Origin of the sequence: Nitrosomonas sp. (assembly GCF_019752415.1) — a bacterium.
Classification (GTDB): domain Bacteria; phylum Pseudomonadota; class Gammaproteobacteria; order Burkholderiales; family Nitrosomonadaceae; genus Nitrosomonas.
The window spans coordinates 22948-44214 of the sequence record NZ_JAIEME010000003.1; the positions used below are offsets into that span (position 1 = coordinate 22948).

General features: G+C 42.8%; 24 protein-coding genes and 2 pseudogenes. 18 read left to right on the forward strand and 8 right to left on the reverse strand.

Features of this window, described 5'->3' with window-relative positions; translation table 11 throughout:
• Positions 1-9 precede the first annotated feature (9 nt).
• The 15 genes and pseudogenes from K2P83_RS00750 to K2P83_RS00815 all read left to right on the forward strand — a co-directional run bounded on the left by K2P83_RS00750 (position 10) and on the right by K2P83_RS00815 (position 12981).
• Positions 10-699 carry a hypothetical protein gene (locus K2P83_RS00750; protein ID WP_292925964.1) on the forward strand — a complete coding sequence of 230 codons (690 nt, stop codon included), beginning with the start codon at positions 10-12 and terminating at the stop codon, positions 697-699.
• A gap of 87 nt (positions 700-786) precedes the next feature.
• Positions 787-1653, forward strand: coding sequence for a bifunctional methylenetetrahydrofolate dehydrogenase/methenyltetrahydrofolate cyclohydrolase FolD (folD, locus tag K2P83_RS00755; protein ID WP_292925965.1), 867 nt, complete (start codon positions 787-789; stop codon positions 1651-1653).
• A 30-nt stretch (positions 1654-1683) separates the two neighbouring features.
• Positions 1684-4344, forward strand: coding sequence for a pyruvate dehydrogenase (acetyl-transferring), homodimeric type (gene aceE, locus K2P83_RS00760; protein WP_292926033.1), 2661 nt, complete (start codon positions 1684-1686; stop codon positions 4342-4344).
• 94 nt (positions 4345-4438) lie between these two features.
• A complete protein-coding gene (gene aceF, locus K2P83_RS00765; protein ID WP_292925966.1) occupies positions 4439-5749 on the forward strand; it encodes a dihydrolipoyllysine-residue acetyltransferase in 1311 nt (436 codons plus the stop codon).
• Between the two features lie 29 nt (positions 5750-5778).
• Positions 5779-6453, forward strand: a complete 675-nt coding sequence (gene nadD / locus K2P83_RS00770; protein WP_292925967.1) for a nicotinate-nucleotide adenylyltransferase — start codon at positions 5779-5781, stop codon at positions 6451-6453.
• Positions 6450-6776 carry a ribosome silencing factor gene (rsfS, locus tag K2P83_RS00775; RefSeq protein ID WP_292925968.1) on the forward strand — a complete coding sequence of 109 codons (327 nt, stop codon included), beginning with the start codon at positions 6450-6452 and terminating at the stop codon, positions 6774-6776. Before nadD ends, rsfS begins: the two co-directional genes overlap by 4 nt.
• Positions 6777-6833: 57 nt before the next feature.
• Positions 6834-7304: a 23S rRNA (pseudouridine(1915)-N(3))-methyltransferase RlmH gene (rlmH, locus tag K2P83_RS00780; RefSeq protein WP_292925969.1), complete on the forward strand. Its 471-nt coding sequence runs from the start codon at positions 6834-6836 to the stop codon at positions 7302-7304.
• A gap of 119 nt (positions 7305-7423) precedes the next feature.
• On the forward strand, positions 7424-8044 hold the full coding sequence (locus K2P83_RS00785) for a Maf family protein (RefSeq protein WP_292925970.1): 621 nt from the start codon (positions 7424-7426) through the stop codon (positions 8042-8044).
• A 138-nt stretch (positions 8045-8182) separates the two neighbouring features.
• Positions 8183-9636 (forward strand): annotated as a pseudogene (rng, locus tag K2P83_RS00790) (ribonuclease G).
• A gap of 210 nt (positions 9637-9846) precedes the next feature.
• Positions 9847-10107, forward strand: a pseudogene (locus K2P83_RS00795) (ATP-binding protein); the annotation flags it as partial.
• A 29-nt stretch (positions 10108-10136) separates the two neighbouring features.
• The gene (locus K2P83_RS14275) at positions 10137-10361 is read left to right on the forward strand and encodes a response regulator (RefSeq protein WP_363279258.1); all 225 of its coding nucleotides are present in this window, start codon (positions 10137-10139) and stop codon (positions 10359-10361) included.
• Positions 10303-10482: a response regulator gene (locus K2P83_RS00800; protein WP_292925971.1), complete on the forward strand. Its 180-nt coding sequence runs from the start codon at positions 10303-10305 to the stop codon at positions 10480-10482. Before K2P83_RS14275 ends, K2P83_RS00800 begins: the two co-directional genes overlap by 59 nt.
• A gap of 123 nt (positions 10483-10605) precedes the next feature.
• On the forward strand, positions 10606-11061 hold the full coding sequence (locus tag K2P83_RS00805; RefSeq protein ID WP_292925972.1) for an NUDIX hydrolase: 456 nt from the start codon (positions 10606-10608) through the stop codon (positions 11059-11061).
• 4 nt (positions 11062-11065) lie between these two features.
• Entirely contained in the window at positions 11066-12145 is a 1080-nt protein-coding gene (gene mnmA, locus K2P83_RS00810; RefSeq protein WP_292925973.1) for a tRNA 2-thiouridine(34) synthase MnmA, read from the forward strand.
• 407 nt (positions 12146-12552) lie between these two features.
• Positions 12553-12981, forward strand: a complete 429-nt coding sequence (locus K2P83_RS00815) for a hypothetical protein (protein ID WP_292925974.1) — start codon at positions 12553-12555, stop codon at positions 12979-12981.
• Positions 12982-13025: 44 nt separating this feature from the next.
• Here K2P83_RS00815 and K2P83_RS00820 read toward each other — a convergent pair whose 3' ends face one another.
• From K2P83_RS00820 to K2P83_RS00835, 4 genes are all read right to left on the reverse strand, one after another.
• Positions 13026-14039 (reverse strand): hypothetical protein, encoded by a 1014-nt coding sequence (locus tag K2P83_RS00820; RefSeq protein WP_292925975.1) that lies wholly within the window; start codon positions 14037-14039, stop codon positions 13026-13028.
• A gap of 298 nt (positions 14040-14337) precedes the next feature.
• A complete protein-coding gene (locus K2P83_RS00825) occupies positions 14338-15270 on the reverse strand; it encodes a zonular occludens toxin domain-containing protein (RefSeq protein ID WP_292925976.1) in 933 nt (310 codons plus the stop codon).
• Positions 15267-15554 carry a DUF2523 domain-containing protein gene (locus tag K2P83_RS00830; protein ID WP_292925977.1) on the reverse strand — a complete coding sequence of 96 codons (288 nt, stop codon included), beginning with the start codon at positions 15552-15554 and terminating at the stop codon, positions 15267-15269. The genes K2P83_RS00825 and K2P83_RS00830 overlap by 4 nt, the downstream gene beginning before the upstream one ends.
• Positions 15547-16110, reverse strand: coding sequence for a virulence factor TspB C-terminal domain-related protein (locus tag K2P83_RS00835; protein WP_292925978.1), 564 nt, complete (start codon positions 16108-16110; stop codon positions 15547-15549). The genes K2P83_RS00830 and K2P83_RS00835 overlap by 8 nt, the downstream gene beginning before the upstream one ends.
• A gap of 257 nt (positions 16111-16367) precedes the next feature.
• Here K2P83_RS00835 and K2P83_RS00840 point away from each other — a divergent pair, with 257 nt between their 5' ends.
• From K2P83_RS00840 to K2P83_RS00850, 3 genes are read left to right on the forward strand one after another with little or no spacing between them, the layout of a single operon-like run.
• Complete coding sequence (locus K2P83_RS00840; protein ID WP_292925979.1) at positions 16368-17027, forward strand: hypothetical protein; 660 nt, start codon at positions 16368-16370, stop codon at positions 17025-17027.
• Complete coding sequence (istB, locus tag K2P83_RS00845; RefSeq protein ID WP_292925980.1) at positions 17020-17661, forward strand: IS21-like element helper ATPase IstB; 642 nt, start codon at positions 17020-17022, stop codon at positions 17659-17661. The genes K2P83_RS00840 and istB overlap by 8 nt, the downstream gene beginning before the upstream one ends.
• Positions 17624-17842, forward strand: coding sequence for an ATP-binding protein (locus K2P83_RS00850; RefSeq protein WP_292925981.1), 219 nt, complete (start codon positions 17624-17626; stop codon positions 17840-17842). Before istB ends, K2P83_RS00850 begins: the two co-directional genes overlap by 38 nt.
• Before the next feature lie 88 nt (positions 17843-17930).
• On the opposite strand, the gene K2P83_RS14280 is transcribed toward K2P83_RS00850, so the two are convergent.
• The 4 genes from K2P83_RS14280 to K2P83_RS00865 all read right to left on the reverse strand — a co-directional run bounded on the left by K2P83_RS14280 (position 17931) and on the right by K2P83_RS00865 (position 21229).
• Positions 17931-18122 carry a transposase gene (locus tag K2P83_RS14280; protein ID WP_363279260.1) on the reverse strand — a complete coding sequence of 64 codons (192 nt, stop codon included), beginning with the start codon at positions 18120-18122 and terminating at the stop codon, positions 17931-17933.
• Positions 18123-18217: 95 nt separating this feature from the next.
• Entirely contained in the window at positions 18218-19093 is an 876-nt protein-coding gene (gene galU, locus K2P83_RS00855) for a UTP--glucose-1-phosphate uridylyltransferase GalU (protein ID WP_292925982.1), read from the reverse strand.
• Between the two features lie 78 nt (positions 19094-19171).
• Positions 19172-20197, reverse strand: coding sequence for a UDP-glucose 4-epimerase GalE (gene galE, locus K2P83_RS00860; protein WP_292925983.1), 1026 nt, complete (start codon positions 20195-20197; stop codon positions 19172-19174).
• Positions 20198-20272: 75 nt separating this feature from the next.
• On the reverse strand, positions 20273-21229 hold the full coding sequence (locus K2P83_RS00865; RefSeq protein ID WP_292925984.1) for a DHH family phosphoesterase: 957 nt from the start codon (positions 21227-21229) through the stop codon (positions 20273-20275).
• Positions 21230-21267: the final 38 nt, after the last annotated feature.

The following is a 21267-nucleotide window of genomic DNA, read 5'->3' on the forward strand; positions in this document are numbered from 1 at the left end:
GGTTTCAAAATGAAAGAAGTAACAATTAATCCAGATAAATCCACAACCGAAGTAACAGATTCGGGAGGGGGTGCTCCAAATGTTTCAACAATGGATGCTTGTATAGCGCACGCAAGAGAAATAATAACTGCTCAGCTTGAACGCATTAAAAGCAAAGATTATGACTTTGCGCCAGAATTTAAAGAGATGACTACTCAACTTTATTTATTTGGGGTGATGTGGAAATTTGCCGAAAGCTTGGGAAATATTGATGATGCGCGTGAATTGGCCTTCGCAGCTTTGAAATCCATGCTGATCCAAGATGGGCTGCATAAACGGAAAGTAGCCAAACGCATTGAGTTTCTAAAAAAGATGTCTAAAATTGAAGATGATCACAATGCTTTGGCCGTAGCTATCGGGTATGAATCTGAGCCTGATGATAATAGTTTGGCAGAAGTTTTTGATCATTACGTAGATGATGTGCAAGTCTCTGGTGCCTTCTGGCGATTGTATGATCGCGGCAGAAAAATTATGCTGTATGGTGGATTATTTATCTCCTTTATCGTGATCTGGTTTATCACACTATTTATGCCAGGGAATAGTGCGATGGCAATTTTTGCTGCTGGATTAATCTCAGCGGCACTTTTTGTAATACCGGTATTTTTGATTGGTCTATTTATATATCGCAAAAAAATAAAGAAAGCCAAACAAGCGGACTGATATTTACTCGCACTCTGGGTGCTCGATATTGTCTGGTGAATAACGAGAAATTAAGATTAACTGATCAAACCGGTTGCTGGCGTAAAAATGGGCGCTCATATTATAGATGGCAAGAAACTAGCCGAATCAGTGCGTGCCGAATGGAAATTACGGGCTGAGAAATTGATCCAATCAGGTATTAAACCTGGATTGGCAGTGATTATCGTTGGAGACAATGCGGCATCTGGCATTTATGTCAAGAATAAAGTTAAAGCTTGCAGTGAAATCGGCATATACTCGGAAGTGCATAGTTTCTCAGGGGACACGCAGCAAAATGATGTGTTAAATTGCATCCAATCACTCAATGAAAATCCACATATTCATGGCATTCTGGTTCAGCTACCATTACCCTCGCATTTTGAAAATAATCGCGTAATTACATCCATTGCCGTAGAGAAAGATGTGGATGGTTTTCATCTTTACAACATTGGTGCATTGGTTACCGGAAATACAATATTTTCTCCTTGCACACCTTATGGTGTTATGGTGATGCTGGAAAAAAATCATATTTCGATTGAAGGTCAACACGCAGTAGTAGTGGGGCGTAGCAATATAGTGGGTAAACCGATGGCATTGATGCTATTGGAGCGGGGAGCTACTGTCACTATCTGTACTTCAAAAACACGTGACTTGCCGCAATTTACAAAAAATGCTGATATCCTAGTGGTAGCAATAGGGAAGCCGCGCATGATTACAACGGAAATGGTAAAGCCTGGTGCGGTAGTAATTGATGTGGGTATTAATCGATTGCCGGATGGGAAACTCTGCGGTGATGTTGATTATGAATCTGTTAAAAATGTTGCAGGTTATATTACTCCAGTTCCTGGAGGGGTAGGGCCGATGACCATTTCCATGCTGCTATGTAATACCATCCTAGCGGCTGAGCGTGCACAAACCGGTATTAATCATAGATAAGCAAGTTAAATTTTGATGAGTGTGCCAGACATGGAATTGCAACCTGATATTGATCCACAGGAAACACAAGAATGGTTGGATGCTTTGGATTCCGTCATCATCAATATGGGTGGGGAGCGTGCACATTTTCTATTGGAAAATCTCATTGAAAAAGCGCGTCGCTCAGGTGCTTACCTGCCATATAGCGCTAAAACGGCCTATATTAATACAATCCCACCTGGTAAAGAAGAACGCTCACCTGGTAACAATGCGATAGAGCATCGTATCCGTTCCTATGTGCGATGGAACGCGATGGCTATGGTGCTGCGTGCCAACAGGAATACCAACGTGGGCGGCCATATTGCTAGTTTTGCTTCCGCGGCCACACTCTATGATGTAGGTTATCATCATTTTTGGCATACACCCTGCGAAACGCATGGTGGGGATTTGGTGTATATACAGGGACATTCTTCCCCGGGAATCTATGCCTATGCATTTCTTTTCGGGCAATTAAGTCAGGAACAACTCGACAATTTTCGTCAAGAAACTGGCGGTAATGGTTTATCTTCTTATCCACATCCGTGGCTGATGCCGACTTTCTGGAAATTTCCGACAGTTTCAATGGGATTAGGGCCTTTGATGGCCATTTATCAAGCGCGATTTATGAAGTATCTAGATAGTCGTGGGCTTGTAAATACTGAAGGCCGTAAAATCTGGGCTTTTATGGGCGACGGCGAGATGGATGAGCCAGAATCATTGGGTGCAATTTCATTGGCATCTCGCGAGAATCTTGATAATTTAATCTTCGTTGTTAATTGTAATCTGCAGCGCTTGGATGGCCCGGTACGGGGAAATGGAAAAATAATTCAGGAACTAGAAGGTGCCTTTCGTGGTGCTGGGTGGAACGTGATCAAAGTAATTTGGGGTTCATATTGGGATCCTTTGTTGGCTAAAGATACCAAAGGATTACTGCAAAAACGCATGATGGAATGTGTCGATGGAGAATACCAAAATTTTAAAGCCAGAGATGGAGCATATGTTCGTGAGCACTTTTTTGGTAAATATCCTGAATTGCTGGAAATGATTGCCAATATGTCTGATGATGATATTTGGCGCTTAAACAGGGGTGGGCACGATCCTTACAAAGTTTATGCTGCCTATGCAGCTGCGGTAAAACATACCGGTCAACCGACAGTAATCCTGGCCAAAACCATCAAAGGTTATGGCATGGGAGAAGCCGGAGAAGCACAAAATATTACCCATCAGCAAAAGAAAATGGGAACAACTTCATTGAAAGCCTTCCGGAATCGCTTTGGTCTGGATATCCCCGATGATAAGATCGACGAAGTGCCTTACCTAACCTTCGCTGAGGATTCCCCTGAATTTGCTTATATGCAAGAACGGCGTAAAGCTTTAGGCGGCACATTTCAGTGTCGCAAAACAAGCGCTGAGGCATTGAAGGTGCCGCCATTGTCAGCTTTTGAGTCTTTACTGAAAGCTAGCGGGGAGGGACGTGAGTCCTCAACAACTATGGCCTTTGTGCGTGTTCTCAATATCCTGGTTAAAGATAAGCAGATTGGTAAGCATATTGTTCCGATTGTCGCTGATGAGTCGCGTACTTTTGGTATGGAAGGCATGTTCCGTCAACTGGGTATCTGGTCATCCGTAGGTCAACTGTATACGCCGCAGGATGCTGATCAGCTAATGTACTACAAGGAAGACAAGCACGGACAAATTCTGCAGGAAGGAATTAACGAAGCAGGTGCCATGTCATCCTGGATAGCTGCGGCGACATCCTACAGCACTCATGGAATTCAAATGATTCCATTTTTTATCTTTTATTCGATGTTTGGTTTCCAGCGTATTGGCGATTTAGCCTGGGCTGCTGGTGATATGCGCTGTCGTGGTTTTTTGCTGGGAGGCACGGCCGGACGTACGACATTGAATGGCGAGGGACTTCAGCATGAAGATGGGCACAGTCATATCGTTGCTTCGACGATTCCCAATTGCGTTTCATACGATCCAGCATTTGCCTATGAATTGGCCGTCATTATTCAGGATGGATTGCGTCGCATGTATCAGGAACAAGAGGATGTTTATTATTACATTACTGTAATGAATGAAAACTACCCGCATCCTGAAATGCCGGATGGTGTTGAAAAAGATATACTAAAGGGGATGTATTTACTCAGTGAGGGAGGCGCGAGCAATAATGATTTGTGTGTACAGTTACTGGGTGCCGGTACTATTTTGCGTGAAGTGATTGCGGCCGCAGAAATACTCAAAAAAGAATATAACGTACATGCTGATATCTGGAGCGTGACCAGTTTTAATGAACTTAGGCGTGAAGCATTAAGTATAACGCGCTGGAATATGCTGCACCCAACTGAGCCAGAAAAAGTATCTCATGTGGAAAATTGCTTCAAAGCTCGAAAAGGACCGATAGTGGCTGCCACGGATTACATGAAAATTTATGCGGATCAGATTCGTGAATTTGTTCCTGGAAAATATCGTGTTCTTGGAACGGATGGCTTCGGGCGTTCGGATACGCGTGAGAAATTGCGTCACTTCTTTGAAGTCGATCGATTCTATATTACAGTTGCAGCACTCAAAGCATTATCTGAAGAGGGGAAAATCTCAAACCAACAGATTGTTCAAGCGATAGAAAAATACGGTATTGATCCTGAAAGACCTAACCCGGCAATCAGTTAAATCAGAAATTTATCTATTAAATATAATAATCAATAATTTAATTAGAATGATTGCATCAATGTCTTTTCGTATTGAAACATTTTGAGGAAAGCATGTGGCTGAATTAAAGAAAATATTAATCCCTGATATCGGTGATTTCAAAGATATTCCAGTAATTGAGGTGCTGGTAAAAATAGGCGATGAAGTTAAAGCTGAAGATTCATTGGTTACGCTGGAATCCGATAAAGCGACTATAGAAATCCCGTCCGCATACTCAGGTTTGATTAAGGAAATTTTTGTCAAGACAGGGGATAAAGTATCGGAAGGTACAACAGTTCTAACCATTGAAACCTCGGATAGCGATCATGCAATAGCGCCTAATCAAGCTCCTGATATTGCGCCAGCTAAGAATGATGTTACAACACAACCTGAAATAGCAGTCAAGCAAGTCGCCATTCAACAAATTCAGAAATTGCCACAGCAGAATGGGTCCTCAATCAGCAGTACCTTTTCTAAAGCACATGCCAGTCCATCAATACGCCGCTTCGCACGGGAATTAGGGGTAAATCTCGAGTTAATCACAGGCGGCGGCCCTAAACATCGAATTCTCAAAGAAGATGTGCAAGCCTATGTAAAAACTGAACTATCAAAAACGCGGAGCAATGGAACCGGATTATCGCTTAATTTACTGCCGTGGCCACAGGTAAATTTTGCCAAATTCGGCCCAATTGAGCTAAAACCTTTAACGCGAATTAAACAAATTTCTGGTGCCAATTTGCATCGGAATTGGGTAATGATTCCGCATGTGACCCAGTTTGATGAAGCTGACATCTCTGATTTAGAGAATCTACGAAAAGAATCCAATGAAAGTGACAAAGAAAATAAAGTAAAATTAACATTATTGGCTTTTTTGATGAAGGCATTAATCTCGCCTCTGAAAAAATTTCCTGAATTCAATGCATCCCTCGATAATACTGTAGATGGCGAAGCTAATCTGGTCATTAAGCATTTTTATCATATCGGCTTTGCCGTCGATACGATCAATGGATTAGTTGTTCCTGTCATTAAGGATGTTGATCAGAAGGGAATCATAACTATTGCCGAAGAATTAACAAGACTCTCTTTGCTGGCACGTGAAGGTAAATTAAAGCCAACTGATATGCAAGGTGCAAGTTTTACCATTTCCAGCTTGGGGGGAATTGGGGGCACTGCGTTTACACCGATTATCAACGCACCTGAAGTTGCTATTCTGGGTATCTCAAAGGCAAGTATTAGGCCTGTTTATCGCGATAACCAATTTGTTCCACGCTTGATGCTTCCCTTGTCGCTTTCTTACGATCACCGAGTTGTTGATGGGGCAACTGCGGCGCGGTTTACGACTCATTTGGCGGAAGTGTTAACAGATATGCGCTTGGCTTTATTATAAAAAAATATGAATGATTAATGACATAGGTGGTGACTATCGAAAAAATTCCTCTCATTGGTATCTATGGTGGAACATTTGATCCTATCCATTATGGCCATTTACGTATTGCTGAAGAATTGCTTGATATAACCAATCTGAAGCGTATCATTTTCGTGCCTTCTGGCGCTCCCCGTTTACGTGCGACTCCTATTGCAGCAAGAAATCATCGTTCTAATATGGTACATCTGGCTATTCGGAATAACAGTAAGTTTTCGCTTGATGAACGGGAGGTTAATCGCCCTGGAATAAGCACATCAATCGAGACACTACAAGAATATCAATGCGAATTGGGGGATAGCGCGGCACTTTGCTTTATTCTTGGGATGGATGCGTTTATAAAAATAAATCAGTGGCATAATTGGCATGAGTTGTTCGGTCTATGCCATATGATAATTGTCGCACGTCCGGGTTATGTATCCATCAATGATTATCAGAATCTGCCGACAGATATCAAAAAAGAATTTGTTACTCGTCGAGTTCTGGATGCTGATGATCTAGAACTTCAAACCAGCGGTTTTATCTACACGGCACAAACATCATTGTTGGAAATCTCTGCATCACACATACGATCATTGGTAAGTGCTGGGAAAAGCATACGTTATCTACTCTCAGATAACGTCTCTGATTATATTAAATCCAATTGCCTATACACCGGGAATATATGAACTCAGAAAAGCTGGTCAATATCGTTGTCGATGCGCTGGAGGATATTAAGGCCTATGATATTGATGTCATTAATGTTTCTAAAATTACATCCATGTTCGAATATATCGTTATTGCGAGCGCAGATTCTTCACGCCAGACAAAATCTCTGGCAAACAATGTACAGGAACAAGTCAAAGCTGCCGGGGGAAGAATCTACAGTATGGAAGGAGAACAGACAGGAGAATGGCTACTCGTTGATTTAGGAGACGTGATTGTGCATATCATGCTACCGGTTGCACGCGAATACTATAATCTGAAGGCATTATGGTCCGGACAGAATTAGAACAGGCTATTTGGGGCAACAGAATGTGAGCAGTCAGTCTTCTGATTTTTCCTGATTATGAAATTTTTTATACTCGCGGTTGGGAACAAAATGCCGGATTGGGTTAGTGCCGGTTATTTTGAGTATATCAAACGCTTACCGCGTGAAATAACAATTAATTTAATTGAAATTAAGCCTGAGAAACGTGTTAGTGGAAAACAAACCGGACAACTGTTACTTGCCGAATCTCTGAGGATCCGTGCAGCGCTGCCACCAGATTGCCATACTGTGGTACTTGATGAAGGCGGTCAACAATGGACAACAGTAAAATTTGCAAATGTAATAAGAGAGTGGACGATTGATGGGGGGTCTGTTGCATTTGTTATTGGGAGTGCGGATGGGCTACATGCAGATATCAAGCAAGCAGCAAATGAAATGCTCGCTTTGTCAAAACTCACCTTGCCACATGGCCTTGTCCGTGTTTTGTTGGCAGAACAATTGTATCGAGCCGTATCTATTATCAAGAATCATCCTTATCACAGGAATTAAGTGAAATCATGAAATTATGACTCATGTCACTTGCTATCTCCATCTCTCTTTTAAGATATGATGGATGAAACAATAGGAATAAAAATTAAGCATATTTGAATTATAGAGTATTGATTGCGATGTTTTTAGAAAACCAAATATATCTTGCCTCAAGAAGCCCAAGAAGACGTGAATTGTTAAGACAAATCGGCGTGAAATGTAATCTATTAATGATGCGGGAAACGCTTGGCCGTGAAATTGATATTGATGAGCAACCATTTGTTGACGAGCCGCCGACTGACTATATCTATCGTATTACTCAATCTAAAGCAAATGAAGGCTGGAGGCGAGTGATCCAGCGCCGATTGCCGATACTGCCCGTTTTGGTCGCTGACACGATTGTTACTATTGATGGTTGTATTCTAGGTAAACCACAAGATATTAAACATGCAGAAGAAATGCTAAAAACATTGTCAGGTCGCTCACACCAAGTTTTAACGGCCATTGGTGTGGGGGTTAAAGATAATATCCAAGTGAGATTATCGACTTCAACAGTAAGATTCCGTCAAATCAGCGAGCGAGAGATTCGTAGCTACTTGGCAAATAATAGTATCTTGGATAAAGCAGGTGCTTACGCTGTTCAAGGTTTGGCTGCGGCATTTATTGTTGAGATATCCGGCAGCTATAGCGGAATCATGGGACTGCCCCTCTACGAAACAGCACAATTATTAGAAGAAACTGGTATAGAGATTTTTCAATAAATGTCAGTCAATTGTGACACTAAGTTAGTGAAATAATAATGTCGTATCGCACATATTGCTAGCGCAAGTATCGTCGTAAGCATTGCTAGCTTTCAACTCCAGAAATCAAACTGATTATAGGTATAGTTCATACGCAATATGAGCAATGAAATTCTTGTAAATATCACCCCGCAAGAAACCAGAGTAGCCATACTAGAACAAGGTGTGACGCAAGAGCTACATATTGAAAGAACGAGCGGCCGTGGCATTGTAGGCAATATTTATAATGGACGTGTCAGTCGCGTTCTGCCCGGAATGCAATCTGCATTTGTCGATATAGGCCTTGACCGGGCAGCATTTTTACATGTGGCAGACATAAAGACATCCAGTCAAGAAGGAGAGATCACCAAACCGATTGAGAAACTATTATACGAGGGCAATAGCATCCTAGTGCAAGTAATCAAAGATGCAATTGGTACTAAGGGTGCGCGACTATCCACACAAATCAGCTTAGCAGGTCGTCTATTGGTTTATCTGCCGCAAGAATCACACATTGGGATCTCTCAACGCATTGAAGATGACAGTGAACGTGAGATGTTACGCGAAAAATTACAACAAATTCTTCCGGTAGATGAAAAGGGCGGTTACATTATTAGAACAATGGCTGAAACAGCGAATGGAAGTGACTTACGTTCCGATCTCGAATATTTGCACAAGCTGTGGCACGATATCCAACAACAGTCTATGGACATTACAGCGCCTATTTTGCTATATCAAGATTTGGATTTAAGTCATCGGGTACTAAGAGATTATGTGAAAGAAGATACTTCAAGAATACTTGTAGACTCACGTGAGAATTATCAAAAGCTTGTGAAATTCGCGCAAAGCTATATGACATATATCGCTGATCGTATTAACTTATATACCGGGGATCGCCCATTATTTGATCTGTATGGCGTTGAGGAAGAAATTGATAAATCGTTGGCTAGGCGCGTTAATTTAAAGTCCGGTGGGTATTTGATTATTGACCAGACTGAAGCACTCACTACGATGGATGTCAACACAGGTGGATTTGTCGGCGTTAGAAATTTCGACGACACCATCTTCAAAACTAATCTTGAAGCCGCCCAGGTAATCGCAAGGCAGCTTAGGCTGCGTAACTTGGGTGGTATTATCATCATTGATTTTATCGATATGGATTCTGAAGAACATAAAAATGCGGTATTGGCTGAATTCAACAAAGCTTACTGAAAGATCGTACGCGCATCACAGTTAATGGATTTAGCGCACTTGGATTGGTTGAGATGACGCGGAAGCGCACTCGGGAAAGCCTTGCGCATGTATTATGCGAATCTTGTCCGACTTGTCAAGGACGAGGTGAAATCAGAACGGCACAAACCATTTGTTATGAGATTCTACGTGAGCTACTACGAGAATCCAGGCAATTTGAAGCCAATGAATTCCGTATTCTGGCATCACAGCAAGTTATTGAATTATTTCTTGATGAGGAATCTCAAAGTTTGGCGCAATTGGGTGATTTTATAGCAAAGCCGATAAGCCTTCAGGTAGAAGAATCCTATACACAAGAGCAATATGATGTGATATTGATGTAGTGTATTTCTTTTGAATTTTGATACTTAGCGAATCAAACAGATTTTATTTAACTTACTCGGAGATGCTTTAAGTTCACCCAAGAAGGCGATGTTAAATTATGGTTAAGCTGTACCCCAATTCCAGATCAAAGCGGTGTTGAGTTAAAACTTGTAGTCGCGGATACTGGAATCGGTATCGCAAGTGAGAATCAAGCGTGATTATTTCAGGAATTTTCACAAGTAGGCGAATCTACCCAACATATTCGCGGGACTGGATTGGGACTCGTGATTACCCGTAACTTGTTATCCCTGATGATGGGCGGCTCAATTACTGTATCCAGCGAAATTGGTAAAGGATCCGAGTTCTGTGCACGCATACCACTGAACTATGAACTGATTGATGCAAAAACATCAAAACAAGGTGAAGAAATCCACAATGAAGGTAAAAGCTATTACTGGATATCGTACGCGTATATTGGTTGTCGAAGATAATGAAGTGAATCAAGCTGGTGAGTAAGGCTATGCTAGAGCGTCTAAATTGTAAGGTTACCATGGTAAACAATGGATTGGAGGCAATTAATGCATATTCGTCGCAACAATTTGGTTTGATACTAATGGACTGCAACATGCCAGTGATGGACGGATTTGAAGCCACGCGGCGAATACGTTCCCTTGAGCAGCTAACCAATGCAATCAATGCCAACACCGGTTGTCGCGTTGACGGCGCATGCCTTCGATCATGTTAGACAAGAATGCTTTGATGCTGGTATGAATGAACATCTCAGTAAACCATTTGATGTTGCGCAGCTTAATAAGTTATTGCAACAATTTACTTCTGATCATCTTCCGTTGAGACAGGGCCCCTGAAAATCCCAATAAATCCAAACGGAATCTGAAGCGCCAATGCGATAATAGGCAGCAATCACTTTAATAGCAGATAGGGAAATATCATGCTGATTGATTTTTTATTTTTTTATCACTCAAGAGAATATGATTTGGAAACCCAATGTGACAGTTGCGGCTGTCGTTGAACAAAATGGCAAATATTTGCTGGTGCAGGAAGAGCCCGAAGCGGGCTCAGGTTTGTTTCTAAATCAACCAGCTGGGCACCTGGATCCTGGAGAAACCATTATTCATGGCACCATACGGGAAACACTAGAAGAAACGGCGTATACCTTTGTTCCTGAATATGTACTGGGTATTTATCAATGGCACTCCAGCCGCGTGGATACAACGTATCTGCGTTTTGCTTTTGGTGGTCACGTGACACATCATGATCCGGAACGTAAACTGGACACCGGCATCTTGCAAGCAGCTTGGTTCAGTGTGGATGAAATTAATCAGATGCGTCACCGCCATCGTAGTCCACTGGTTATGCAATGTATTCAGGATCATCTTGCCGGTAAACGGTATCCGTTGGAATTGCTGACACACTATGAGTCCTGACAGGATGAAAAAACAACGTGTAATCGTCGGTATGTCAGGTGGCGTTGATTCATCCGTGGCAGCTTATCTACTGAAACAACAGGGTTATGATGTCGTTGGGCTATTTATGAAAAACTGGGAAGATGATGATACCGATGAGTATTGTTCTTCCCGCCAGGATTTTTTGGATGCGGTATCTGTCGCGGATGTGATTGATATTCCGATCGAAGTGGTGAATTTCTCGGTTGAATACAAAGATCGAGTTTTTTCGCATTTTCTGTCTGAATATCAGGCTGGACGAACACCGAATCCTGATGTGCTGTGCAATGCCGAAATTAAATTCAAGGCTTTCCTGGATCATGCGTATAAACTGGAAGCTGATTGTATTGCCACAGGCCATTATGCTCAGGTACGTAAAGTCGGCAGTGTTTTTCAATTATTAAAAGGTGAAGATGGCACTAAAGATCAGAGTTATTTCTTATATCGTTTGAATCAAACACAACTTGCCAGTACTCTGTTTCCTATTGGACATCTTTATAAGCGCGAAGTACGTAAGATCGCCAAACAATTAAAACTACCCAATTTTTCCAAAAAGGACAGCACAGGTATCTGTTTTATCGGGGAACGCCCATTCCGGGAATTTCTCAATCGCTATCTCCCGCATGAGCCCGGGGAAATCCAAACCCCGGAGGGCAAGGTGATCGGCCGGCATATCGGATTGATGTATTACACCATCGGACAACGGCAAGGATTAGGAATCGGCGGGACACGTGATGGCAGTGATGAACCGTGGTTTGTGTCTGCCAAAGATATGTCTGGAAATATTTTAGTTGTGGTACAAGGTCATAATCACCCTGATCTGTTTCGGCCATCACTAAAAGCTGCCGATTTGACATGGATTAGCGGGAAACAGCCGCATTGCAACTGGGTTTATGCCGCCAAAACTCGCTATCGTCAGGTTGATGCTCCTTGCACGATTACAAATTTAACCCAGGATCATTGCCAAGTAGATTTTGCACAGGATCAATGGGCTGTTACGCCTGGTCAATCCGTCGTTATTTATGAAAGCAAGGTATGCTTGGGTGGTGGAATCATTATCGAATAATTCAGCTCAATAAGCTCCAGGCTAAAGTACCCGATGAGGGATACCTTCACTAACATTCTGAAAACGCCTCGAATCCTCTCGTAAAGAATCAGCTATATGATCGCTTTTTCTACGTCATTTCTTAAGCCGTATTAATTGCCGATAATTTGTATTATGTTAAATCGTAGGTTTAGAGTACGTCGAAAATCGGATAAATTTTATGCGTTTCTGGATAAGCTGTTTAGTAGTTTTCAGAATCTCAGCATTAGTCATTGAATCATCATTCTAAACCCGCATCATTCGTGCAATATCCTCATTTCCGACAAGCAATAACAACTTTTGAATACATTGCTTGTCGGCTTTCTTTTATCGAAATGAAAATCATTTGAAATTTGTAATGATCTAGTCTTTGCTCTCAGGTTGAGAAAATGAACGAGCTAATTTATGGCATCAACATAGAAGAAATCAAAAGAATCACTGGTGAAGATCAAAAAGTCATTAAGAAATGGAAAAAAGGAACAAAGGAAATTCCTGAATCGGCACTCAGGCTCTTAAGGCTATATCTTAATGGCGATGCAAGTGCTTTACTGGGAGATGAATGGAAAGGATATCGTTTCAAAAATAATTTGTTTTATGTTCCTGAGTGGAAAAATGGTTTTCCGCCGCATGAAATCAGGGCGTTATTCTGGAAATGTCAAAAGGTCTGGAGTTTAGAACGGGAAATTGAGTTGCTGAAGCGAGAATTAGAAAGAAGAAATGAAGAATTTGATAATCTTGAGGTTAAGGCTGCTTTTTATAGGCGTCAGTTAGTGCTTGAAAGCAGGTTCGGTATGATTTTGCAAAGAAGTTTTACTTGAAAGTATTCAAGTAAAACCACTTAAAGAATCGCAAAGAGATAAACTCACAAAAGGAATTTTCCAGCTACCCAACTGCAAGTAATACCAAGTATTAAAGCCCCGACCATGGAACAACCACTATAAATTAAGCTGCGATTAATTTTTGCTCGTGATTTATCTACAAACCGCACATCTGCAGGTGAAAAATTTATATAAGATAGTTCATAAATTTGATCTAAATTCTTCTCAATAAATTCTCCAATAAACATTCCTAATCGATACGAAAGAAAGGATATCAGAATGGATAATACAATAAATTCTGCAGTTAGACGCAAGCTTGCTTCAAAGGAAAGAAATTCTTTTGAATATTGCAAACTGTAGTACGCTACTACCGCTAGGAATCCATATTTCAGAATCACAGGAAAATATTGAGATTTTGAACGGAAAAATTTTAATACACCAGGGGTTGTTATTTCATGCAGCCCGCTTGCCCATGTCTTAATAGTGGATAAAATTGCCTGTGCAACTGTTATGTCAGTAAAGCTTATTGTGATTTGTCCAGTTCTTATGATTTTCTCAAAGTGAAATAACGGCACATAAAAAGGTGCTGAATCAAATTCATTTCTCATCCCTTCAACTTTAGCTACACGAGAGATTAAATTTATATTAATTTTGTATTCTTGAGGCCTACTTGTTTTCGGCAGAACTATCAGAAGGTTATAAGCTAAATTAATCTCATCAACTGCACATCCTTTGTGCCCGGCATGGAGCTTAAAGCGTTCAATTGAACTATAACGTTCGCTTGAGCCGTCAATATATTTAATCGAATACGTGGAGTTTTCCGAAACAATATTATACTGTTCAGTGGATTGAACAAGTCGATGGTGAAGCTGCTCAACGTCCGAAAGAGTCAGCACAAAAGAAGAATGTGTTTTCTCATTAAGACGTTCAGATTTACCAGTTATTTCATTATAGAAAGCCTGAGCGAGTTGAAAACTAATGGTTTTACCAGCTGAGTCTTCACCAATGTGCATTATTTCATTATCACCATTATCACCGTTAGTGATTAAATCACTCATATTGTCCTTCTACATTTAATTAACAAAAATATCATATTACCGAATAAAAATAAGTGTAACAAAATTATTTTTATATACTGAATATAAATAAAGATAAGTATAAGTTGGAAGAGTTTTTGTTCAGCAATAAGAGGAAGTCAGGGTAAAGATAATCTGTGTTAGGGATCGGGCAGCATGCCCCCGTTGGGGTCATACCCTTCGCGCCGGTCGACGGCGCGACCCTTGGGCGTGTGGTGGTTTTAAGTGGCGCTGCGAAAAATCCCTGAGTCTTGAAAGTTACAGTGTAACTGCCCTCCTCTTATGCTTTCTTACGGTGCCAGCCGGAGGAAACGGCCAGTTCGCAGGATTCCTTGGGAACAACTAAACGCTGGCCTGATTGGCCATAACAAACACATCCGAGTTTAGGACTCGCTAAACAGGCGGATACGATTGACCAGTCAATGTCATGTGTCAGTAATTGGACATCAAACAGGTTACGCGGTGATTCCACAGGCTGGACCGGCTGCGGTGTAACAGTAACCGGCTGCTCTATCGGTTTTTCGTCAGTTAATATAATTGCAGGTTCCGGATTGGTTTTAGCAACAACTCGCTGAACCCCAAAATAAGCAAATACGATGGTTAAAATAATGGCAACGAGAAAAATATAAAATGTCATCGGTGCGCGTTTCTTAGCTTTTACGTGCTGTGTTGCAGAATGGTATAAAGCAAAGGATTCCTTGGGGAGCTTATAGTTAAAGGTTACCGCAGTATCTTTGCTTGTTTTGGTCGAAGGCGAGCGGCAGTATTCTGACCATTCGTATATTTTTCGCCCTGCCCAGTTCACGCCAATATGCAAATGACGATCTACCAGCGCGAGGACATTGCGGTGTATGAGGTTTGGCGCTTGGGTTATCAGAAAGAAAGTAAGGCCGTAATGACGATGTACTGACAGTTCTTTGATGTCGTCCGATATCTTGGAGCCGGTGGCCGGCCAGATTCGCTGAACTTCATCAATTACAATGATTGAACCGTGTTCGATATTGAGTAATTCCGGCAAGCCCTCCTCGTTCGGCGATGTCTTGAACCATTGGCGGACTTGATCGTAAGTCAATTCAATCGTAGGAATAGTCAGTTTAGGGATTCCAACGGTGTAGATGATTTTTCCTTGTTCGTGGGCTTCTTTTATGACATTCCACACAGCGTAAGAAGTTTTACCGCCACCAGGTACAGCAGTTAGTAAGGATATGCTCATTGTTTTAGTCCCAATCGTTTAACGGTAGTCATGGTGAGTTTGAATGTCATCGCGCCGACAATTAAGCCCATGGCTTCACCTATGCCGCCCAGGCCGATCAAGGCCAACATGTCCCCGGCCAGGTTGTTGTAATTGGTTTGAGTGAAGGAAAGAGCCGCATTGAATGCAGTGGTTACAGCCGCGTAACTGATAATTCCAATTCCGGCCGCTGCTAATCCTTTGTGAACCAGTGCGCCAATGTTGGATTCGAAGAACTTGGCCAGGGGTAAAAGTACTTTAATCATTTCTGACTGCTCCTGAGATTATGAAAAGCGCAGCAATACCGGCAAGAATTACAACGAGCGGCTGCAGTGCAATTGCCGCATCACAGGCTGGCTGAAAACTAAGGTTTAAGGTTCCGTAGTGGTAAGAAACCGATCGATCACCCGGACAGGAACCGGAACCCCATGACGTATGGGTAAATATTCCGGGTATGGCTTGCTGTTCGAGTGGCTGGTCTGTCATGTTGTCTATTTCAATTTCTATTCCGTCTGTCTTGGGCTGTTGTGGGTCTGTAACAGTGGTAGAACTTGAGGTTAGGACGTTGCTGGTGTTGTAGTTATTGGTGATTGTCGTTTGCGTCAAATTGATGCGGTTTGGATTCTCAGACGTTGCGCCATCGGTAATGGATAAGGAATCAGTTGTGACTTCGGAGCCGGTAACATTTCCAGCGCCATCTTTAAGGGTCTTAGTTGAACTACCCAATGGAACAGTAACCGGGGAACCGGTAAGCGTTGGCGTGGTAATCGGTATAGCTTGCCCTTTGTCGAATAGCTCAGGAACGAAGCCGGAATTATTCAAGGCGGATTCTTTAGCGGTCCAGTCAGAGTCAGTGGCAGGGTTAGAAGATCCCGCATTTTTTAAACAATTAGAACCTGAGAGCGTATAGCCAGGGGAACAGCCAGAAGCTCTAGTAGTATTTGAGGCGGAATATTCAGATCCGGGAAACTCCGGCAAAGTGCCGAAACATTGATAAGTACCCTCGTTAAGCATTTGATGGGTGCATCAAGCGCCAACAGGCCAAGTTGCGGGGTCAAACTGAAACCATCGCTGAGCGCATGAAACGCGATACGGCTGCATTGATGGCTTTACCTGCAGTTGCTTTTGATGCCTGCCATAAGATTTCCACGCGTGTATCTTCATTATCGCTCGTGCGTTATCGAAGCAACGATTACTCGGTGCCTACTCAATACGGTCACTGGGAGGTACTGGTGAAGGGCTATGTGGATCGCGTAGATATTTGCCTGGGCACAGATACGATTGCACGTCATGCGCGCAGCTACGGTCGGGAAGAATTCATATACAACCCCTTGCACTACCTGGCATTGTTAGAGCAGAAACCGCGTGCGCTCGATCAAGCGGCACCCTTGCAAGATTGGGTACTACCTGAAGTATTCGATCGGCTGCGTCGCGTGTTGGAAGTCCGCATGGAACGCCGTGGCCGCAAGGAATATATCCAGATTTTGCGATTGCTGGAGAATTTTAGCCTAGCGCAAGTTGAGCAGGCAATCAAACAAGCGATGGGGTTCGGTACAATTGGTTTTGATGCCATCAAGCATTTGATTCTGTGCGCGATAGAGCAACGACCTGCCAATCTCGATTTGATGCTCTATCCCTATTTACCCCGTGCCAGCGTGAAATCCACTGAACCACGATCGTATTTAAGCTTGCTGCAAGGATTCAAGTCAAGCCAATCTACGGAGGTGCGTTATGACTGATACCTCTATTCCCACCACGGTCGCGCCGCAAGTCTTGCTGATCAATCACTTCAAGACCCTAAAGTTACCAACCTTTGCACGTGAATATGAAAAGGTGGGACTCGAATGCGTACGTGAGGATGTTGATTATGCACGCTATTTATTGCGACTATGCGAACTGGAATGCATTGATCGTGAACGGCGGAATACCGAACGGCGCATACGTCAGGCGAAATTCCCAGTAATTAAAAGCCTGGATACGTTCGACTTTGCTGCAATACCTGGACTGAATAAATCATTGGTACTGGAGTTGATGCGCTGTGAATGGATCGATAAGAGCGAGAACATCATTGCGTTGGGCCCATCAGGCGTTGGCAAGACTCATATCGCATTGGCTTTAGGGCTGGCTGCCTGCCAAAAAGGCATGAGCGTTTTATTCACGACAGCTGCAGCGCTGGTGCATGAGTTAATGGAGGCGCGCGATGAAAAGCGATTACGTACCTTGCAAAAGCAATTGACCAACGTCAAATTGACGATCATCGACGAACTGGGTTATGTGCCATTTACTGCAATTGGTTCAGAGCTCTTATTCGAAGTATTCAGCCGTCGATATGAACATGGATCCACTTTTAGTCACATCGAATTTACCATTTGATGAGTGGACCAGTGTGTTGGGATCAGAACGATTGACCGGTGCGCTGTTGGATTGCTTAACCCATCATGTTCATATTCTGGAAATGAATGGAGAATCGTATCGCCTGGCCGCAAGCAAGAAACGGCAAAAGCAGACAGTACAAACCAAGCCTATAGAAAAGGAGGATGCCAGACCAATATAAAAGATTTTAGGGGAAACACTGCGCCTTTACTGAAACCCAAGAAATAAAAAATCAGAGGCGCAAAACCAGAGGTTAATCCCTCTTTTTATTAACCTAACTGGTACACTCTTCGCGCGCTATTTGGTACCCTTTTACTCCGCCATTGACAACAGTACCAATGATCCGGAACATCGTCTTCCAGACTCAGGCCCAAAAACCGCATTACGTGCAGATTCGCGTTAGCCATGTCTTCAACTGATTCATCACTGAGTCCACCGTGCCAGATTCCTGTCAGCAACATTTTGAACAGCAATTAACTCAACAATATGATTAAAAACATTATCATATTATCCGCACCTGAAAATGGCTCTAGCCGTGCAAAGCTCTCTTCCAATGTCATTTTTTAACTAAATCATACAAATAAGATTCAAACTCCTGCTTGAGTTCCGGATGCTGTAGCGCGAATTCAACGGTTGCCTGCAAATAACCTGATTTACTTCCGCAATCGAAACGCTTGCCATCAAATTCATAGCCTAATACTGTTTCTTCATTTAACAACTTCGCGATTGCATCGGTCAATTGAATTTCATTGCCAGCCCCGCGCTCTGTCTTTTCAAGCAATTTAAAAATGCGCGGTGTCAGGATATATCGGCCCACCACTGCCAAGTTAGAAGGTGCTTTATCTATGGCTGGTTTTTCAACAATTGCATTGACCTTTGACAAGCTATCAGAAACCGGTGAACTGTCAATAATCCCATACCGGTTGACTGTCTCACGAGCAACTTGCTCGATTCCCAGTATTGAACAATGATGTTGGCTATAAATATCAACCATTTGATTCAAACAACTTCTTTCACTGGTGCTGATTAAATCATCCGCTAGCAATACTGCAAAAGGCTCATCACCAACGACAGATTGCGCACATAACACGGCATGACCCAGTCCGAGTGCTTCAGCTTGTCGGATATAGACGCAATCAATACGCGATGGCAGTATATTGCGAACAATATTTAGCATTTCATGCTTTTCACTCGCTTCTAATTCTGCTTCCAGTTCGTAAGCTTTATCAAAATGATCAGGAATCGAACTTTTGTTGCGGCCGATGATAAAAATTAACACATCAATTCCTGCAGCAACGGCTTCTTCTGCGGCAAACTGGATTAATGGTTTATCAACGATCGGTAGCATTTCTTTTGGATTGGCTTTGGTTGCGGGCAAAAAACGTGTTCCTAAACCGGCAACAGGAAAAACTGCTTTTCTTATCGCTTTCATTTAGAGCTCTCCTTAGTATTTAATACAGTAATATCAGATCCGGTGAATATACGGTTGACCTATGGACAGTAACTTCGATCAGTTTTGATAGCCCTTGGGATTGGTGCATTGCCAATGCCAACTGCTTGCGCACATTTCTTCCAAACCGCGTTTCGCTTGCCAACCCAACAACTCAAAAGCACGTTTCGGATCAGCGTAACAAGAGGCAATATCACCGGGACGTCTGGGTGCAATCCGATACGGAATAGACCGCCCGCTCGCCTTCTCAAAAGCCTGCACTACATCCAGAACACTATAGCCCAGTCCAGTACCTAGGTTCACAGTCAGGCACTGGCCTGATTTGTTATCTTGCGCACTTTGTGACGCTTCCAATGCCTTGAGATGCCCATGAGCTAAATCAACAACATGAATGTAATCTCTGACTCCTGTTCCATCGGGAGTGGGATAATCGTTACCCCATACGTTCAGAGATTCTCTTCGCCCTACAGCAACCTGTGCCACATAAGGCATTAAATTATTCGGTATTCCTTGTGGATCCTCCCCGATCAATCCGCTGGCATGTGCACCTACCGGATTGAAGTAACGCAATATACTAATCCTAAGTGTGTTATCGCTATGATAAAGATCACGCAGTATTTCTTCGACCATAAGCTTGCTGCGACCATAAGGATTGGTGGGTGCAAGCGGGTGAGCCTCGGTCAATGGCAACCGGACCGGATCGCCATAAACAGTTGCAGAAGAGCTGAATACCAGTGTTCTGACATCGCATTCTTGCATTGCTTGCAGCAGCCGCAACGTGCCAACCACGTTATTATCGTAATAGGAAAGCGGCTGCTCAACCGATTCCCCTACTGCTTTAAGGCCGGCAAAGTGAATAACAGCATTGGCATTACATTCTTTTAGGGCGGCTACCAAGCTCGCATAGTCGCGGCAATCGCCTTCAATCAATCCTATCTTTCTACCAGTAATTCGTTCAACTCGCGCCAGTGCTTCGGGATTGCTGTTGCAAAAATTATCAAATACCATGACGTCAAAACCCGCGTTTAGCAGTTCAACGCAGGTATGTGATCCGATATATCCGGCACCGCCAGTGACAAGAATCATGATTTTTAACCTCGATAATAGACAGATTTATCAACAGCATTGAAGACCACTGATGCGCTTCAAGACTCTACTCAGTTAACTGAAATGCTGCTTGAAGCGTGTAACAAAATTATCAAGCGAGTCTGTTGGTAAATGGTTGATACCTGCCGCAGCTTTACGCCCTCCACCTGTGTCAAATTGCAGGCAAAGCACGTCCGCACCTTGCGGGTTTGCGAGGGAAGCTCGTACGCTCACCGTATATTTTCCAGAGTGATTCGGCGTAATCACTGCATGCGCACGCTCAGGATTTTCATTTGCCAATTTGTTGGCAAAGTTACCGGTTGCACGCCTTGCCCAAGGCGCGTCAGGTAGTAAATAAGCTGCACAGCGGTCATTGCTCATTAATGGATTCAATAAGGCTGCCTGACTCATATCTTCGTTGAATCCGGATGCAAGCTGAGTAAAAGCATACGATTCAGCAATGAAATCAAATGGGTTACTATAAGATTCCAGTTCTTTGTATAGCTTTTCCGGATGAAAGTGTAGATCAGATAAACTATCACCATAACCATTGTAGTTCAAATATTCACCCAAACGAGCGAGCTGTTCTGCTTCGGCCTCTATTAATCCTGCCGTGTGCGCAAGCTGCTGCGCCTTTTTTATGAGATTATCACCAAAAGCTGCAGTAATCGCCCACAGATGAAATGCTCCATTTAAATACTGATCAACCAATAGACTGGTACATACCTCGGCCGATAAATCAATGTACGGCGTCAAATTGGGATGTTGCGGTATTTCTCCGGCATGGTGATGATCGAAATAATCAACAATTACACCCATTTCCAGCAAGCGCATCAAATCAATACGATTGCTATCCAAAGAAATATCGAGCACCGTTACCCGATCGCCTGAATTGGCTTCAACACGATCGAGTAGCTTGATATCCCGCTTAACCCCGGTAACCAAGTTGGCGCTTATCGGATCAACCAATCTCAACTGATGCAGTGCACACAATCCATCCGCATCACCATTAAACACATAATACTGAGTCATATTCTTATACCAAGGGATTTTTCATCTGGATTGCCATT

Excerpts from the sequence above, each read along its gene's own strand:
- K2P83_RS00750 (WP_292925964.1), top strand. The coding sequence starts at position 10 with ATGAAAGAAGTAACAATTAATCCAGATAAATCCACAACCGAAGTAACA.
- folD (WP_292925965.1), top strand. The coding sequence starts at position 787 with ATGGGCGCTCATATTATAGATGGCAAGAAACTAGCCGAATCAGTGCGT.
- aceE (WP_292926033.1), top strand. The coding sequence starts at position 1,684 with ATGGAATTGCAACCTGATATTGATCCACAGGAAACACAAGAATGGTTG.
- rsfS (WP_292925968.1), top strand. The coding sequence starts at position 6,450 with ATGAACTCAGAAAAGCTGGTCAATATCGTTGTCGATGCGCTGGAGGAT.
- rlmH (WP_292925969.1), top strand. The coding sequence starts at position 6,834 with ATGAAATTTTTTATACTCGCGGTTGGGAACAAAATGCCGGATTGGGTT.
- K2P83_RS00785 (WP_292925970.1), top strand. The coding sequence starts at position 7,424 with ATGTTTTTAGAAAACCAAATATATCTTGCCTCAAGAAGCCCAAGAAGA.
- K2P83_RS14275 (WP_363279258.1), top strand. The coding sequence starts at position 10,137 with ATGCTAGAGCGTCTAAATTGTAAGGTTACCATGGTAAACAATGGATTG.
- K2P83_RS00800 (WP_292925971.1), top strand. The coding sequence starts at position 10,303 with ATGCAATCAATGCCAACACCGGTTGTCGCGTTGACGGCGCATGCCTTC.
- K2P83_RS00805 (WP_292925972.1), top strand. The coding sequence starts at position 10,606 with ATGATTTGGAAACCCAATGTGACAGTTGCGGCTGTCGTTGAACAAAAT.
- mnmA (WP_292925973.1), top strand. The coding sequence starts at position 11,066 with ATGAAAAAACAACGTGTAATCGTCGGTATGTCAGGTGGCGTTGATTCA.
- K2P83_RS00815 (WP_292925974.1), top strand. The coding sequence starts at position 12,553 with ATGAACGAGCTAATTTATGGCATCAACATAGAAGAAATCAAAAGAATC.
- K2P83_RS00820 (WP_292925975.1), bottom strand. The coding sequence starts at position 14,039 with ATGAGTGATTTAATCACTAACGGTGATAATGGTGATAATGAAATAATG.
- K2P83_RS00825 (WP_292925976.1), bottom strand. The coding sequence starts at position 15,270 with ATGAGCATATCCTTACTAACTGCTGTACCTGGTGGCGGTAAAACTTCT.
- K2P83_RS00830 (WP_292925977.1), bottom strand. The coding sequence starts at position 15,554 with ATGATTAAAGTACTTTTACCCCTGGCCAAGTTCTTCGAATCCAACATT.
- K2P83_RS00840 (WP_292925979.1), top strand. The coding sequence starts at position 16,368 with ATGAAACGCGATACGGCTGCATTGATGGCTTTACCTGCAGTTGCTTTT.
- istB (WP_292925980.1), top strand. The coding sequence starts at position 17,020 with ATGACTGATACCTCTATTCCCACCACGGTCGCGCCGCAAGTCTTGCTG.
- K2P83_RS00850 (WP_292925981.1), top strand. The coding sequence starts at position 17,624 with ATGGATCCACTTTTAGTCACATCGAATTTACCATTTGATGAGTGGACC.
- K2P83_RS14280 (WP_363279260.1), bottom strand. The coding sequence starts at position 18,122 with ATGTTGCTGACAGGAATCTGGCACGGTGGACTCAGTGATGAATCAGTT.
- galU (WP_292925982.1), bottom strand. The coding sequence starts at position 19,093 with ATGAAAGCGATAAGAAAAGCAGTTTTTCCTGTTGCCGGTTTAGGAACA.
- galE (WP_292925983.1), bottom strand. The coding sequence starts at position 20,197 with ATGATTCTTGTCACTGGCGGTGCCGGATATATCGGATCACATACCTGC.
- K2P83_RS00865 (WP_292925984.1), bottom strand. The coding sequence starts at position 21,229 with ATGACTCAGTATTATGTGTTTAATGGTGATGCGGATGGATTGTGTGCA.